This window comes from Nonomuraea sp. H19 (assembly GCF_052068215.1).
Classification (GTDB): Bacteria; Actinomycetota; Actinomycetes; order Streptosporangiales; family Streptosporangiaceae; genus Nonomuraea.
The window spans coordinates 202,679-217,524 of the sequence record NZ_JBQHCV010000017.1; the positions used below are offsets into that span (position 1 = coordinate 202,679).

11 protein-coding genes are annotated in these 14,846 nt (G+C 71.3%); 4 read left to right on the top strand and 7 right to left on the bottom strand.

Annotation, left to right across the window (positions count from 1 at the left end):
• Positions 1 to 6: 6 nt before the first annotated feature.
• The gene (locus ACTMTI_RS33800) at positions 7 to 2,517 is read right to left on the bottom strand and encodes a glycoside hydrolase family 9 protein (RefSeq protein WP_441124715.1); all 2,511 of its coding nucleotides are present in this window, start codon (positions 2,515 to 2,517) and stop codon (positions 7 to 9) included.
• 234 nt (positions 2,518 to 2,751) lie between these two features.
• On the opposite strand from ACTMTI_RS33800, the gene ACTMTI_RS33805 reads away from it, so the two are divergent.
• A complete protein-coding gene (locus ACTMTI_RS33805) occupies positions 2,752 to 3,537 on the top strand; it encodes an N-acetylmuramoyl-L-alanine amidase (protein WP_441124716.1) in 786 nt (261 codons plus the stop codon).
• Here the strand turns inward: ACTMTI_RS33805 and ACTMTI_RS33810 are convergent.
• Entirely contained in the window at positions 3,518 to 4,162 is a 645-nt protein-coding gene (locus ACTMTI_RS33810) for a TetR/AcrR family transcriptional regulator (protein WP_441124717.1), read from the bottom strand. The two genes, ACTMTI_RS33805 and ACTMTI_RS33810, sit on opposite strands and share 20 nt — an antisense overlap.
• Before the next feature lie 98 nt (positions 4,163 to 4,260).
• On the opposite strand from ACTMTI_RS33810, the gene ACTMTI_RS33815 reads away from it, so the two are divergent.
• Positions 4,261 to 5,361: a serine hydrolase domain-containing protein gene (locus ACTMTI_RS33815; RefSeq protein ID WP_441124718.1), complete on the top strand. Its 1,101-nt coding sequence runs from the start codon at positions 4,261 to 4,263 to the stop codon at positions 5,359 to 5,361.
• A 19-nt stretch (positions 5,362 to 5,380) separates the two neighbouring features.
• On the opposite strand, the gene ACTMTI_RS33820 is transcribed toward ACTMTI_RS33815, so the two are convergent.
• Entirely contained in the window at positions 5,381 to 5,566 is a 186-nt protein-coding gene (locus tag ACTMTI_RS33820) for a hypothetical protein (protein ID WP_441124719.1), read from the bottom strand.
• A 324-nt stretch (positions 5,567 to 5,890) separates the two neighbouring features.
• Between ACTMTI_RS33820 and ACTMTI_RS33825 the strand changes: the two genes are divergently transcribed.
• Entirely contained in the window at positions 5,891 to 6,709 is an 819-nt protein-coding gene (locus tag ACTMTI_RS33825) for an SAM-dependent methyltransferase (protein ID WP_441124720.1), read from the top strand.
• On the opposite strand, the gene ACTMTI_RS33830 is transcribed toward ACTMTI_RS33825, so the two are convergent.
• From ACTMTI_RS33830 to ACTMTI_RS33840, 3 genes are all read right to left on the bottom strand, one after another.
• Complete coding sequence (locus ACTMTI_RS33830) at positions 6,699 to 7,274, bottom strand: hypothetical protein (protein ID WP_441124721.1); 576 nt, start codon at positions 7,272 to 7,274, stop codon at positions 6,699 to 6,701. The two genes, ACTMTI_RS33825 and ACTMTI_RS33830, sit on opposite strands and share 11 nt — an antisense overlap.
• 33 nt (positions 7,275 to 7,307) lie before the next feature.
• Complete coding sequence (locus ACTMTI_RS33835) at positions 7,308 to 8,450, bottom strand: FAD-dependent monooxygenase (RefSeq protein ID WP_441124722.1); 1,143 nt, start codon at positions 8,448 to 8,450, stop codon at positions 7,308 to 7,310.
• 67 nt (positions 8,451 to 8,517) lie between these two features.
• Complete coding sequence (locus ACTMTI_RS33840) at positions 8,518 to 11,769, bottom strand: BTAD domain-containing putative transcriptional regulator (protein WP_441124723.1); 3,252 nt, start codon at positions 11,767 to 11,769, stop codon at positions 8,518 to 8,520.
• A 354-nt stretch (positions 11,770 to 12,123) separates the two neighbouring features.
• Here ACTMTI_RS33840 and ACTMTI_RS33845 point away from each other — a divergent pair, with 354 nt between their 5' ends.
• Complete coding sequence (locus ACTMTI_RS33845; protein WP_441124724.1) at positions 12,124 to 12,945, top strand: AfsR/SARP family transcriptional regulator; 822 nt, start codon at positions 12,124 to 12,126, stop codon at positions 12,943 to 12,945.
• Between the two features lie 6 nt (positions 12,946 to 12,951).
• Here ACTMTI_RS33845 and ACTMTI_RS33850 read toward each other — a convergent pair whose 3' ends face one another.
• Complete coding sequence (locus ACTMTI_RS33850; RefSeq protein WP_441124725.1) at positions 12,952 to 14,766, bottom strand: ABC transporter ATP-binding protein; 1,815 nt, start codon at positions 14,764 to 14,766, stop codon at positions 12,952 to 12,954.
• Between the last annotated feature and the right edge of the window lie 80 nt (positions 14,767 to 14,846).

Here is a 14,846-nt window from a genome sequence, read left to right on the forward strand (position 1 = left end):
TCCACATCACTTGCAGCGGTCGCCGTTCACGTGGAACACCTCAGGCGCCGGATTGGGACCCCACGGGTTGACGCCGATGAAGCCGAACGTCACGGACCTGCCCGGCTTGATCTTGCCCGAGCTGCTGGCCGTCACCACCGAGCCGGACTGCGACAGCTCCGCGCCCCAGTCCTGCCTGATGCGCTGGCCGCCCAGGAAGGACCAGCGCAGGGTCCAGCCGTCCACGGTCTGCTTGCCGGTGTTCTCGATCACGACTTTGCCGGTGAACGTGCCCGAGCCGTGCGCCGAGTAGCGCACCCGGCAGTCCGACCGGCCGCTCTTGTCGGCCAGGAAGGCGGAGACCCAGGCCAGCGGGGAGTTCCAGTTGATGGTCAGCTCGTTCGTCGCCCACGACTCGATGTGGTCGATGTAGCAGAACTGCGGCTTGCAGCCCTGGAGCAGCCGCTGCGCGAGCGGGTCCTGGATGCTGGAGTTCGGGCCGCCGGACAGGGTGCCGTGCGGCGGGTTGGGCAGCGCGGGGTCGAGTTGGCGGGCGTACCAGCGGCTGTGCTGGTTCTTCGAGGCCACCTCGCCGTAGCCGGTCACGTACGACTGGTTGAGCGCGTTGCGGCCCAGGATGTAGTCCATGCCCTCGCGTACGGCCGCGCGGTATTTCTCCTGCCCGTTCAGGTCGTACGCGATGGCCATGACGACCATGTTGTTCAGCACCAGGTTGTTGGAGCCCCAGTCGAAGTCCGGCGGGTTGTACGGGAGACCGTACGCATGTGCTCGCTGGATCGCCAGATACTTCTCGGCCCCTTCGACCACCGACTGCCGCACCCGCGCCCGGTCCGGCAGCGCGTTCGGCACGGTCGCCAGGTCCAGGCGGCCGAGCTGGGCGGTGTTGCCCCAGTCGAAGCCCCGATCGCGCCAGATGTCACCGGTGTGGTGCGGCGAGGCCAGCACGAAGTCCTTGAACTCCTTCTCGCCCGTCGTGATGTACAGCTCCGCCGCCGCCCAGTAGAACTCGTCGCTCACGTCGCCGTCGCTGTAGGCGCCGCCGCCGTTGCCGTCGTTGGGGTCGGCGTACCTGGCCGGGTTGGCCTTGGCGGCCGCCCACGCCTTGCGGGCCGCCGTGAGGTTCCTGGCGGCGAACTCGGCGTCGTACGGCGCGAACAGCCGGGCCGCCTGCGCCGCCGTCGCGGCCAGGTTGAGCGTCGCGGCGGTCGAGGTCGGGTGCAGCTCGCGCGGCTGCGGGTCGAGGTGCGGCAGCAGAGGCAGCCCGGTCCAGTTCTGGTCGTGGATCTTGTGGTGCGCCATCCCGGCGAACGGCTTGCCCTCCGGCACCTGCATGCTCAGCAGGAACTCCTGCTCCCAGCGGGCCTCGTCCAGGATGTCGGGCCTGCCGTTGCCGCTCTCCGGGATGTCCAGCTGGCCGTCCTTGAAGGCCGCCTTGTCCCGTTCGTACGCGGCCATGAGCTGGTAGACCGAGATGCCGCCGTTGACGACGTACTTGCCGTGGTCGCCGGCGTCGTACCAGCCGCCCTTGACATCGAGCGAGTAGTCGCAGACGCCGGGCTGGCACGGCACGCTCACGTCGCCCTGGTTCGGCGCGACGCCGACGTGGCCGGCGGGCCTGCCGTATCCCGGCCTGAGGCTGTCGAGGATCTCGATGCCGCTGCGCTGGGTGTAGTAGAACTTCAGTGCGTCGACCGGCAACTGGTCGTAGAGGTCGGCGGCGATGTCGAACGGCCGGCTCGTCTCGCCGTCCGCCGTGATCGTGTAGTCCTTGCCCGGCCTGCGATACGAGCTGAAGTCAAGCGTGTGGACGTTCTGGCCGGAGCTGGCGTCCACGCCCTTGGGAGTGGTCTTGCCCTTGGCCACGGTCGCTTTCTCGGCGTTCTTGAGCTCCCAGTCCAGTGCCGTGGTGGCGTCGGTGACCACGGTGGCCTTCTTGGGGCCCGAGGGGAGGTAGCCGACCATGTTCACGCGGACGCGCGGGCCCGTGTCCGGCTCGTACTCCTCGGGTTCGGCGCCGCCCTTGAGCGACACGTCGTCCATGCAGAACCTCCAGGGCTCGGCGCTGCCGCCCAGTTGGAACGCCACCTGGGCGTTCGGCAGCGACACGGGGGCAGTGAAAGTGTAGGAGTAGTCGTTGCCCGAGACGCTCAGCTCGGGGGCGGCCGACAGATACTGCGTCCACGGGTCCACGGGGAGCTGGATCAGGGCCCTGCCGACCTTGGCGGGGGCCGCGGAGGCGGAGAACCTGTAGGCGTACGTCTCGCCTTCCACCAGCGGGATGTCGTTCTGGCCGATGATCACGTCCCACGGGTTGGCGGTGCCGCCGGGGATTTCGGCGCACAGCCGTCCTGCGTCGACGGCGAGTGTGAGGTTGCCGGTGCTCCACCACGGGGCGGTGCCGGCGTCGAAGGTGCCGTTGACGATCTGCTCGGGTCCCTCGTCGGCGTGCGCGGCCGTGGCGGGGGACAGGGCGACCATGGTGAGGAGGGCCAATAAGGCGGCCCGGCATCGGGTCATGGAGGTCCTTCGGGGGGTTGGGAGCGCTCCCAATGGAGCGATCTGATCCTCCTTGCCCGCCGCACCCCCGTCAACGGCTGCGCACCATCGCTCCTCCAAGACCGTGAAACTTTCATCCGGCCGTTCCCGATCACGTGGTGGCGGGCACCGGCACGAACGGCTCGCGTGCGACACGAAGTCGCAGGTCAGGCCAGATGTTGGGGTTGGTGTTCAGGGGCCGGTACGGTCGGGAGCATGCGCGCCTATCAAGTGGCACTACCCGCGCTGGCCGCGCTGTCCACCGCGTGCGGCGGCACCGTGCCCACCGCGCACGAGGCGGCGTTGCCCGCCTCTCCATCCCCTGCCCCATCGACCGCCGGGCGCCCGCTGGCGGGCAAAATCGTGGTGCTCGATCCCGGGCACAACGGGGGGAACGCCGCACACCCCAAAGAGATCAACCGTCAGGTCGACATCATCACCGGCCGCAAGGCGTGCAACACGACCGGCACCGTGACCGCCGGCGGATATCAGGAGCACGCCTTCACCTGGGACGTCGCCGGCAGGCTGAAGCCGATCCTGGAGGGCATGGGCGCCAAGGTCGTGCTCACCCGCCCCAACGACAAGGGCGTCGGCCCCTGCGTCACCGAGCGGGCCGCCATCGGGAACGAAGCCAGGGCGGACGCGGTCCTGTCCATCCATGGGGACGGCGCCGCGCCGGGCGAGCACGGGTTTCACGTGATCATGCCGGGCCTGATCCCGGGGCACAATGACGAGGTCGTCAAGCCGTCGCGGCGGCTCGGGCTCGCGATCCGCGACGCGTACCGATCCGGCACCGGCCTCCCGTACTCCACCTACAGAGGCAAGGACGGGCTGGAGACCCGCACCGACCTGGGCGGGCTCAACCTGTCGAAGCGGCCTGCCGTGTTCATCGAGTGCGGCAACATGCGCAACAGCGGCGATGCGGCCAAGATGTCCGACCCCGCCTTCCGCGAGCGCATCGCCACCTCCTTGGCGAACGGGCTCAAGCGCTATCTGACCTAGTCCCATATGCCCGCAGGAACACCGCCACCGCCGCCTCGGAGAGGTGGTCCAGGTCGGCCTGCGTGTAGTGGTCGGCACCGCCCCAGAACATGGCCTTGTTCACCGGGATCCACAGCAGCAGGCCCACGAAGTGCTCGGCGGCCAGCCGGGGGTCGTCCAGGCGGAGCAGGCCACGGCCGGACAGGCGCTCGAAGGCGGTGGCGAGCGTGGTCAGCCCGCGTTCGAAGCCCTGCTCGTACCAGGTGCGGCCGAGGTCGGGGAAGCGGTCGGCCTCGGCGATCACCAGCCTGCGAAGCCGCAGCAGCTCGGGCTGCATGAGCGCGCCGAGGAACTGCCTGGCGAGCTTGCCCAGATCCTTCTCCAGGTCGGCGCCGCTGTCGTCGAGCGCAGCCGTGATCATCTTGGCGAGCCCGTCCACATGGCCGGTTGTGTCCAGGATGATGCTGGTGAAGAGCTGCTCCTTGTCGGTGAAGTGCTTGTAGACGGTCTGCTTCGACACCGACGCCAGCGCCGCCACCTCGTCCATGCTCGTGCCCACGTAGCCGTTGCGCAGGAACACCGGCAGCGCGGCCTCCAGGATCTGCCTGCGCTTGCGTGCCGTCCGGCCGTCCTCTTCCACCGCCATGGCGACTCCTCTCGTTTCCGGAAGAGTACTAGACAGTTCCGTACCAATCACAGTACTGTACCGTCTAGTTCCAACAATGACGCAACAAGGGAGACACGGTGGGCGACCTTCAGAAGCAGATTCAGGAAGCGGCCGACAGGCTTGTCGAGTCGGGCGAGGAGCGCGGGCTCCAGGTGGCCGTTTACCGAGATGGCGTCCAGGTCGTGGACGTAGTTGCGGGCGTGGCCGACTCTGAGACCGGGCGGCCGGTCACGTCTGACATGCCCTTCTACAACTTCTCGATCGGCAAGGGAGCCACCGCGACCGTCGCGCATGTGCTGGCCGAGCGGGGGCTGTTCGGTTACGACACGCCGGTGGCCGAGTTGTGGCCGGAGTTCGCCCGGCACGGCAAGCAGGGCGTGACCGTACGGCACGTGCTGTCGCACACGGCGGGTGTGCCGGGCGTGCCGCTGGACACCACGCCGGAGGACGTGTGCGACTGGGGCAAGATGGTCGCCGCGCTGGAGGACGCCGAGCTGTGGTGGGAGCCGGGCACCAAGGTCGGATACCACGCCTACACGTTCGGGTTCCTCGTCGGCGAGATCGTCCGGCGCGTCACCGGCAAGCCCATCTCGCAGGTCCTGCGGGAGGAAGTGACGGGTCCGCTGGGCGTGGCGGACGAGCTCTATTTCGGGATGCCGGAAAAGGAGCACGCCCGGCTGGCCAGGCTGGAGGACGTGCCGATGGACATGTCGGCCTTCGCGGACATGCCGGCGGACCTGCCGATGTTCAAAGCGGGCCCGATGACGCTGATGCCGACCGCGGCGCTGGGCAGCCGGCCCGACTACCTGTCCGCCGACATCCCCGCAGGCGGCAAGACCTCGGCCAGGGCCATCGCGCGGATGTACGCGGCGTTGCTCGGCGAGGTGGACGGGACGCGACTGATCTCCGCCGAGCGGCTGCGTGAGGTGACGGCCGTGGCCTCCAGCGGCATCGACGAGGTGTTCGGCATGCCCTCGACCTGGGGACTCGGATACGGCATCGGCGGCCCCGCGTCGACGGCCGAGGAGAGCCCGACGGTGTTCGGGGTGCCTGGGGCGGGCGGCAGCGCGGCGTGGGCCGACACCGCGACCGGGATCGCGTTCGCGGTGACCAAGAACCACCTCACCAACGACTTCGCGGCGGCCGAGTCGCTCGGCAGCCTCGTCACCCGAGGCTGATCCCCCCGCTCACGGGGGGTCAGCCGTCGCGGCAGAGGGGTTTTCCGCCGACCACGCAGGCGATGTCGTCGAGTTGGCAGCTGAGCAGGGTGCCGTCCATGCCGAGCACGAGCACGAGGTCGCGCCGGGATGGATGAGCCAGCATGACCTTGCCGACCACGCCATTGTCCAAGATCACGGTCGGGCGGCCTGCCGCATTGTCCATACCCTCGTGACTCCTCTCAGGTCAGGAACAGGCCCCGGTTCCGGACCCGTCCCCACCAGGATGCACAGGTGCACGCCTCCAGCGCATCGGTCCTTCGACTCTATTTCCGGTCCGCCCCCACGCACTTCCGGGGTCGGCGGTCAGTGAGATCCCGCGAAGGGCGGCCGGCCGCAGGTCCAGCGCGTACGGGTCCGGCGGACCGCCGCTGCGCATCAAACGAGAACATGTTCTGTTTCGGTGCGCCGGTCCGGGCCGGACTTCCCGGTTCCGGGGAGCCGAGTAGGATGGCGGTCACGTTGCATGCGCCGAAGGAGACGCCCTCACGTGACCGAGCTAGAACGGGTTCCGCCTGGCGTTGACCCGTCTGTTCCCAGCTCCGCCCGGGTTTACGACTACCTGCTCGGCGGCAAGGACCACCTGGCGGTCGATCGTGTGGTCGCGGACAAGCTCCTCACGGTCGCCCCGGACACCCGCCTGGTCGCCCGGGCCAACCGCCGGTTCCAGGTGGAGGCCGTCCGCCATGTGGCCGAGCAGGGCGTGCGGCAGTTCATCGACCTGGGCACCGGCATCCCCACCTCGCCCAGCATCCACGAGACCGTCCGCGAGGTGCATCCGGCCTGCCGGGTGATCTACGTGGACAACGACCCGGTGGTGCGGATGCACGCCCAGGTGCTGCTCGCCGACTCACCCGGCATCGCCGGCATCCAGGCCGACCTGCGCCGTCCCGCCGACATCCTCGGCGATCCGCACGTCACCGGCCTGATCGACTTCGACCAGCCGGTCTGCGTGCTGATGGTCGGCGTGCTGCACTTCGTGATGGACGAGGAGGATCCGGCCGGCCTCGTGGCCGCCTACAGGGAGCGCATGGCGCCCGGCAGCCACCTGCTGATCTCCCACGCGATGGCGGAGAGCGCCCCGGAGGCGATCGCCCAGCTCACGATGGCGACAATGGGCACGTCGGCCCAGGCCAGGTTCCGCACGCACGAGGAGGTGCTGCGGCTGTTCGACGGGTTCGAGCTGATCGGTCCGGGCCTCGTGCCTGTTCAGGACTGGCACATCGGCCCGAAGGAGGAGCTCATTCCCCTCATCGACGGCGTGCCGCATGTCCTCATCGAGGGCGGTGTGGGGCTCCTCAGAGCCTGATCCCCTTGATGATCTTGCCGAGCTCGGGGACGAGGGGCTCGGAGGCCATCACGGTGACGACGACGCCCTTGCGCTCGACCCATCCGGCGTACCTGCCGGGTCCCAGCGCGCCGTCGCCCACCTGGGTGAGCACCATACGGCTGCCGATCTTCACGGTCTTCGTGTCGCCGGAGAAGGTGCCGAGCTGGAAGGGGGCGTTCTTGAGCTGCGCGAGCTTGCTCGCCTTCGGCCAGCACACCACCCGCACCCACAACGACCTGCGCTTGCGGTCCACGTCGCTGCGGTTGTCCGACCACAGGTAGCCGTACTCGGTGATGCCGTCGTGCTTGTTGACGCCGACCTGGCCGTACGTGAAGCCCTTCGGGATGTGGTTCACGCGGACGCCCTTGATGGCCGTCGCGCCCCTGGGGGGCTCGTCGGTCTTGGAGTCGTATGAGCGCTTCGCCTCCGCCTTGGACGGGGTCGGGCAGGAGGGGCGCGCGGCGGAGTGGGCGGCGGGGACGGCGATCATGGTGGCGGCGACGGCGGCGGCGGACAGGGCCGTCAGCTGCTGGAATCTGTTCACGATCGGGTTGGATGCGACAGATGTGACAAAGGTTCAGTAGTTCTTGAGATCGATGTCGGTCGCGAACTTGTCGGCCATCTTCATCATCAAAGTGAGCAGGAAGCGGTACTTGAAGATCCAGTTGCGCATCCGGATCCTGGCCGGGGTCGCAGGCGCGAGGAAGGGGCCGGCGTTGCCGTTCTTGGCGATCTTGGCGTACCCGCGGAGCTGCCGCTCGTACTCGGCGAAGGCCACCTGGTGATCGCCGGCTGCCGCGGCCAGCTCGCCTGCCAGCACGTACGCCCCCACCACGGCCAGCCCGGTGCCGAAGCCGCCCAGCGTGTTGCCGTACGCCGAGTCGCCGAGCAGCACCACGCGGCCCTTGGCGTAGCGGTCGATCCTGACCTGGCTGATCGAGTCCAGGTAGACGTCGTGGGCACGGCGCACCCTCTCCATGATGGCCGGGACCTGCCAGCCCATGCCCGCGTACGCCCGCGCCAGGATGTCCTTCTGCTGCCCGGCGTCGTAGCGGTCGTAGTCGAGCCGGTCGGAGGCGAAGACGAAGAACGCGCCCGCCTTCGGCCCGCCGACGGCCACCAACCTGCCGGGCTCGTTGTACATCGTGGCCACCGGGCCGAAGTCCTCGTCGAGCTCCACCAGGGCGTAGTAGTGGCCGAGGTGCCTGACGAAGTCGGCCTCGGGGCCGAAGGCCAGGCGGCGTACGTTCGAGTGGATCCCGTCCGCCCCCACGACGAGGTCGAACGTGCGGGGCGCGGAGCGTTCGAAGGTGACGTGGACGCCGCTCGCGGTCTCGGTGAGCGAGGTGATCGAGTCGCCGAAGACGTACTCGCAGGCCGGGGCCGTCCGCTCGTACAGGAGCCCGGACAGGTCGCCGCGCCCGATTTCGAGGTCGCCGCCGGTGAACTCGCCGGGCATGACCGCCAGCGTGCGGCCGTCGGCGTCGACGATCCGCTGGTCCGTGCCGCCGGTCTGGAGCTTCTGCACGTCCTCCAGAATCCCCATGCGGGTGAGGACGGTGCGATGGGTCTCGCCCTTGAAGTCCACGGCCTGGCCGCCGGGACGCAGAGCCGGGGCCTTCTCGACGACGGTGACGGTGAACCCGTAGCGGATGAGCCAGTGGGCGAGGGCCGGGCCGGCGATGCTGGCGCCGGAGATGAGGACGGTGGTGTTCTTCATGCAGAGGAGCATCGCCGCCGCCGTTGACAGCCGGGCGACGATCGGCTGACAGCCGGAGCGTTCCCTGTCAGCGGAGGGCTGCCAGGGCGTCGTCCCTGCTCATCGCCGCGCCCTTGGCGAATGCCGCGGCGAACGCCTCCGGGCCCAGGACCTCCGTGGCCGCGGCGGCGATTCTGGCGACGTCCCGATCGCCGGCCACCGCCATGCCACGCAGCGCCACGCCCACGCCGAGCAGCAGCGCCGCCCGCTCCGCCGCGGCGGGCGCCCGCACGGACCGCTCCACCGCGCCGGGCGTGCCGGCGGCCGGTCGGGTCGTACCGGTGAGAAGGGCGTGACCGGCCAAACCCTCGGCGGCGTCGGCGAGATCGGTGGTCATCGGCGACCTGAGCGCGGCGGCCAGCGCCTCATGGTGCCTGCGTCCGGCCGCGGCGACGTCGCCGGCCGCCTCGGACAGCCGGCCCAGCGCCGTCAGCGCGTGCGACCTGGCGCCTGCGGCGGTGAACGCGCCGGTCTCCCCGGAAGTGCTCAGCGCGGCATCGAGCCGCCGGGCGGCCTCGGCCAGGTCGCCCTCGAACCTGGCGATGTTCCCCAGCCACAGCTGGACCTGCGCCACCAGCTCCGGCCTGCCGAGCCGGCGCGCGAGATCGGCCGCGCGCTCGCAGTCGGCCCGCGCGGCCATGAGGTCACCGGCCCGGCAGTGCGCGTCGGCCCGCCGTACCAGCATGTCCACCAGCTCCTCCAGCGCGCCGAGGTCTTCGAGCAGCTTGATCGCGTCCCGCCACAGCCCCATGGCGCGCGCCCACTCGCCGCGCCAGCCCGCGATCAGCGCGAGCCAGTCGAGCGACTGCGCCGTCCCCCAGCGCTCGCCCACCTCGCCGAAGGCCGCCAGCACCCCCTCCAGCTCCCCTTCGGCCTGCGCGACCCGGCCGCTCATCACCGTCATCAGCGTCTCGCCGAGCCTGCCGAGCGCCTGACTCCACGGATCGGAGCCCAGCGCCGGATGGCGCCGCCCGGTCGCGGCGGGCGGGCCCGCGATCATTCCCCACAGGGCCACGCCGAACCGGTAGCGCATCGGCCGCTCCAGCGACTCGACGATCGCCCGTGCCCTTTCCCAGTGCGGCGACCCCGTGTCCGGTACGGCGTGCAGCACGGTCATCACGTACTCCTCCGCCATCCCGGCGGGCGGATCCTGGCCGATCGCGTCGAGGAGGCGTACGGCGGGCCCGGTGGCCTGATCGCGCCGCCCGCTCAGCCACCAGTACATCCCCAGCGCCGCCACCAGCCGCAACGCCATCGGCCTGGCATGCTCCACGCTCCAGCGCAGCGCCGCCCGCAGGTTGGCGTTGTCGGCCGACAGCCGCGCCATCCAGGCGAGTTGCTCGGCCTGGTAGAGGTGGTCGTCGGCACGCTGCGCCAGCGCCAGGAACCAGGCGGCATGGGCCTGCCGCAGCCGCTCCTCCTCGCCCGCCGCCGCCAGCTGTTCCGCGCAGAACAGCCGGATGGTCTCGAGCATCTGGTAACGCTCGCCATCGGTCTCGACCAGCGACTTGTCCACCAGCCCCGCGAGCGCCTCGGCGGTGTCCGCGCCGCAGATCCCGTCGACCGCCGCCAGGCTCGCACCCCCGGAGAAGATCGTGAACCGCCTGGCCAGTGCCTGTTCCTCGGCGTCGAGCAGACTCCAGCTCCACTCCACGACCGCGTGCAGGGTCTGGTGGCGCGCGGCGGCGGTACGGTCGCCGCGCGAGAGCAGTCTGAACCTGCCGTGTTCGGCCAGCCGGGCGGCGATCTCCGTCACGCCGAACGTCCGGACCCGGGCCGCGGCCAGCTCGATGGCCAGCGGCAGGCCGTCGAGCGCCGCGCAAATCCGCAGGACGGCGTCCAGCTCGTCGGGGCCGACCCGGAAACCCTGCCGCACGGCCGCCGCGCGGTCGGTGAACAGCCTGACCGCCGGATAGCGGTACGGGTCCGCGGCGTGGGGCGGCGGCGTGGGCAGGGGAGCCAGCGGGATCAGGTGCTCGCCGGTGATGCCCAGCGGCTCCCTGCTGGTGGCCAGGATGGTCAGGCCGGGGCAGCCGGCGAGCAGGCGGCGGGCCAGGGTGGCCGCCTCGGCGATCACGTGCTCGCAGTTGTCCAGGACGAGGAGGAGATCCTGCTCGGCCAGCGCCGACAGGAGGCGTTCCGTGGGGTCGGGGAGCCCGGCGGACCCGGGCGGCCGGAGCAACGGCTCGCGGAGCCCCAGTGCCCCGAGCGCCGCCACCGCGACCTGCCCGGACACTGCAGCCACCCGCTGTCTGGACGCCGCGGGGGTCGCCTGTGCCGACGCGGCGGGCGTCGGCCGCGCCGATCCGTCCACCAGTGACAGGTCCACGAAGCACACGTCGCCGTGGCCGGTGGCCGCCGGGGATGGGCCGGAGCGCCGGCCCGCCGTCTCGATGGCGAGCCGGGTCTTGCCCGTGCCGCCGGGACCGACGATCGTGACCAGGCGGGCGGCGCGCAGGGCGGCGATTCGCGCCAGCTCGTCCTCTCGTCCCACGAAGCTGGTCAGCTGGGTCGGCAGCCCGGTACGCCGGACGCGTTCGCGGCGCGGCTCGCCCCGCAGGATCGCCAGGTGCACGGCCGTCAGCTCGGGCGAGGGGTCGGCGCCGAGCTCGTCGGCGAGCAGCCGCCGCGTCTCGTCGAACACCGCCAGGGCCTCGGCCTGCCGCCCGGCCGCGTGCAGCGCCCGCATCAGCAGCCCCCGCGGCCGCTCGCGCAGCGGATGGGCGGCGACCAGCTCCCGCAGCGCCGCCACGGGGCTGGCCTCGGGAAGAGCCAGCTCGGCCGCCATGAGGTCCTCCGTGGCCGACAGTCGCAGCTCCTCCAGCCGGCGCGCCTGCGGCCCGGCGAAGGGCGCATCGGCCACGTCCGCGAACGCCGGCCCGCGCCACAGGTCGAGCCCCTCTCTGAGCACCGCGGCCGCGCCTGCGAAATGGCCGTCCGTGAGCAGCCGCCGGCCCTCGCGGGCGAGCCGCTCGAACCGGTGCGCGTCCACGTTCTCCTGTTCGACCGCCAGCCGGTAGCCCGCCCCGTGGAACTCGATCAGGCCGCCCGGCAGGTTGCGCCTCAACCGGGAGATCTGCGCCTGGACGGCGTTGGCGGCCCCTGCCGGAGGGCGGTCGCCGTACTGGCCGTCGATGAGACGTTCGAGGCTCACCATCCGCCCGGCGTCGAGCAGCAGCAGGGCGAGCAGGGCACGCGGCCGGGGACCGCCGACGGCGATCGGACCCTCCTCGGGCGATCGCACCACGAGCGGGCCCAGGATGCCGAACTCAACCTGCACGACCCCGATTGTCCCCCACCTCCGCTGAGGTCCGGGCACCCGGCGGAGTCGACGCCGGACGAACTCCCGTCCCGCGGTGCTCGGTCAATGATCGCGGGACGGGCGCCCGGTCAGAGGGCGCCCCTTCGGGGGGAGGACGCGCGCGACATGCTGGTCAGCGGGGTTCGGGCCCGTCAACCGTCAGGCGCTTCCTGGTGCTCTGACCTGGGGGAACGGCTGAAAGTTTCATGCGGGCCCGCCACTTTGGACACGTCGGCCTTGCTCCTGTCGAGAGACCATTGACACATGATCGACACGTACGTAGCGTGTCGTGGGAGTTCGTGGGAGCGCTCCCAAATACGTTTCGGGGGAAATATGGGTCTTCGATTCGGCATCCTCGGACCGGTACGGCTGTGGCGAGACGGCACTGTCGTGCCGCTGGGGACGACGAAACAGCGGCTCCTGCTCACCCGCCTCCTGCTGGAGCCGAACCGCGCGGTCTCCCACGACCGACTGTTCAGCGCGCTGTGGGAGGACGACCCGCCCAAGTCGGCACTGGCCAACGTACGCAGCTACACGAACCTGCTCCGCAAGGACCTCGACGGCCGCCTCCGGGCGCACCCGCCCGGCTACCTCCTCTCCGTCGAACCCGGCGAGCTGGACGTCACCGAGTTCAACGAGCTCGTACAGCAGGGGCGCGGCGCGATGGGCGGCGACCGGTACGAGGAGGCGCTGGGATACCTGACCGCGGCGCTCGCGCTGTGGCGGGGCGCCGCGGCCGAGGACCTGCCCAGGACGGTCGGGTTGGCCGCCCAGCTCGACGCGCTGGAAGAGCAGCGCTACCTGGCGATCGAGGAGTGCGCGCGGGCCCGGCTGGCGCTCGGCAGGCACAGCGAGATCATCGGCGGCCTCCGCGAGACGCTGGCGCTGCGGCCCACCAGAGAGCGCCTGTGGGGGCACCTCATGGTGGCGCTGTACCGGACCGGGGACGTGGCGGGCGCACTGACGGTGTACGCCGAGGCGCGCCGGGCGCTCGACCGCGAGCTCGGCATCGAGCCCGGGCCGGAGCTGGCCGAGCTGCACCAGCTCATGCTGAACCGGGATCCGCGCCTGAGCGGTCCCGCGATGGGCTGGCACGGCCGCCGGCCCCGCTGCCACCGCCGCCCCGTCCGGCTCCGCTTCACCGGCCGCCGGTGATCATCATCAGGTGTCGGCGGGCTGGTAGCCCTGAGCCTGGAGGGCGAAGAGTCTCTGGTAGAGCCCGCCCAGCATGATCAGCTCGTCGTGCGTCCCCTGCTCGGCCACCTGCCCGGCGTCGAGCACCACCAGTACGTCCGCCTCCCGCACCGCCCCCAGCCGATGCGAGATCAGCAGGCTGGTGCGTCCCGCCCGATGCTCGCGCAGGCGGTTGTGGATCTCGTGCTCGGCCTCGGCGTCGAGCCCCGAGCTCGGCTCGTCCAGGATCAGCAGATCGCGCTCCTCGCCCAGCACCGCCCGGGCCAGCGCGAGCCGCTGCCACTGCCCGCCCGACAACACCACCCCCGCCTCCGGGTCGGGCCCGAAGAACATCCTCGTCAGCAGCGTGTCGTAGCCGCGCGGCAGGGCGCTGACCGCGTCGTGGACGCCCGCCTTCCGTGCCGCGGCCTCGATCCGGCCGGCGGCGGCGGTCAGCCTGTCGCGGCCCGCCAGGTCGCCGATCGCGATGTTCTCGGCGGCGGTCAGGTCGTACTCCATGTAGTCCTGGAACACCGCGCCGATGCGGGTCCGCAGCTCCGCGGGGTCGAGGTCGCGGAGGTCGACGCCGTCCCACAGGATCGATCCGCGGTCCGGGTCGTAGAACCTGCACAACAGCTTGACGATGGTGCTCTTGCCCGCGCCGTTCTTGCCCACCAGGGCGACCGCGGAGCCGTACGGGATCGTGAGGCTGACGCCGCGCAGTGACCACGGATGTTCGGGGGAGTAGCGGAACCACACGTCGCGGAACTCGATGCCGTGCCGCAGCACGGGCGGCGCCACCGGCCGCGCGGGCACGGGCAGGTCCGGCTCGGCGCTGGTCACGGTCAGGAAGTGGGCGAAGTTGAGCAGTTGCTGGTGCGCCATCGTCACCTCGTTGACCAGCGCGGCGAGCGCCGACTGCACGCCGACGATCGAGGTGGCGAGCAGGGCGATGTCGCCCGCGGTCAGCCGGCCGTCCATGGCGGCGAACAGCGCCCAGATCAGCCCGGCCCCGGCGATCAGGCCGGACAGCAGTCCGAGCCCGCCTTCGACGCCCAGCTCGCGGCGGTCGAGGTGGCGACGTTCGGAGTCGGCCGCGACCCGCTCGGCGTTCATCCTGGTCCGGAAATACCGGCCGGCTCCGAACAGGCGCAGCTCCTTGGCGGCGCGCACGCTGGTCAGGAGCTGCCGGTAGAACAGCTCCCGCCGTTCCATCGGCCCGACCCGCCACATCATGGACGCGCGCTGGCGCGACAGGCGCAGCTCGGCGGCCAGCGCGGGGAGCGCCGCCACCAGGACCGCGCCGGCCAGCAGCGGGTTGACGATCAGGAGCGAGCCGAGGAACCCCAGCACCGTGACGAACCCGCGGCAGATCGCCAGCGTCCCGGAGACCACCGCGCTCGGCGTGGCGCCTCCTGACGTGTGGGCCAGGCTCATCCGGTCCAAGAACGCGGGGTCCTCGAACTTGGCCAGGCCGGCCAGACGCTCCACGCCGGCGAAGAGCCGGTCCTGGGCCAGGCGCCCGGTGCGGCGCTGGAGCTCCTGGCGCAGGTAGCTGGAGACGTGCGGGAACGTGACGGCCGCCAGGCCCGCCACAGCCAGCCCCGCGCCCACCGCCACCAGCGCGGACGGGCCGGACGTCCGGTGCGCGATCACGTCCAGCGCCGACTTGGTCAGCCAGGCGGTGGCCACGGGCACGGCCGCTTCGAGCAGGGCCAGGACCGCGTACGCGAGCACGTGCCACCGGCCCGCCTGCCAGGCCAGCCCGAGCGCGCAGGCGAGAGCCGCCGGACTCGCCTTCATCCGTACGTCCTCAGCCGCCGGGCCGGCGCCGCCCTGCCGCGGTGGCCCGGCGGCGCCTGCGGAGGCGGTGTCCGCCGGTG

Excerpts from the sequence above, each read along its gene's own strand:
- ACTMTI_RS33850 (WP_441124725.1), bottom strand. The coding sequence starts at position 14,766 with ATGAAGGCGAGTCCGGCGGCTCTCGCCTGCGCGCTCGGGCTGGCCTGG.
- ACTMTI_RS33805 (WP_441124716.1), top strand. The coding sequence starts at position 2,752 with ATGCGCGCCTATCAAGTGGCACTACCCGCGCTGGCCGCGCTGTCCACC.
- ACTMTI_RS33820 (WP_441124719.1), bottom strand. The coding sequence starts at position 5,566 with ATGGACAATGCGGCAGGCCGCCCGACCGTGATCTTGGACAATGGCGTG.
- ACTMTI_RS33810 (WP_441124717.1), bottom strand. The coding sequence starts at position 4,162 with ATGGCGGTGGAAGAGGACGGCCGGACGGCACGCAAGCGCAGGCAGATC.
- ACTMTI_RS33845 (WP_441124724.1), top strand. The coding sequence starts at position 12,124 with ATGGGTCTTCGATTCGGCATCCTCGGACCGGTACGGCTGTGGCGAGAC.
- ACTMTI_RS33800 (WP_441124715.1), bottom strand. The coding sequence starts at position 2,517 with ATGACCCGATGCCGGGCCGCCTTATTGGCCCTCCTCACCATGGTCGCC.
- ACTMTI_RS33835 (WP_441124722.1), bottom strand. The coding sequence starts at position 8,450 with ATGAAGAACACCACCGTCCTCATCTCCGGCGCCAGCATCGCCGGCCCG.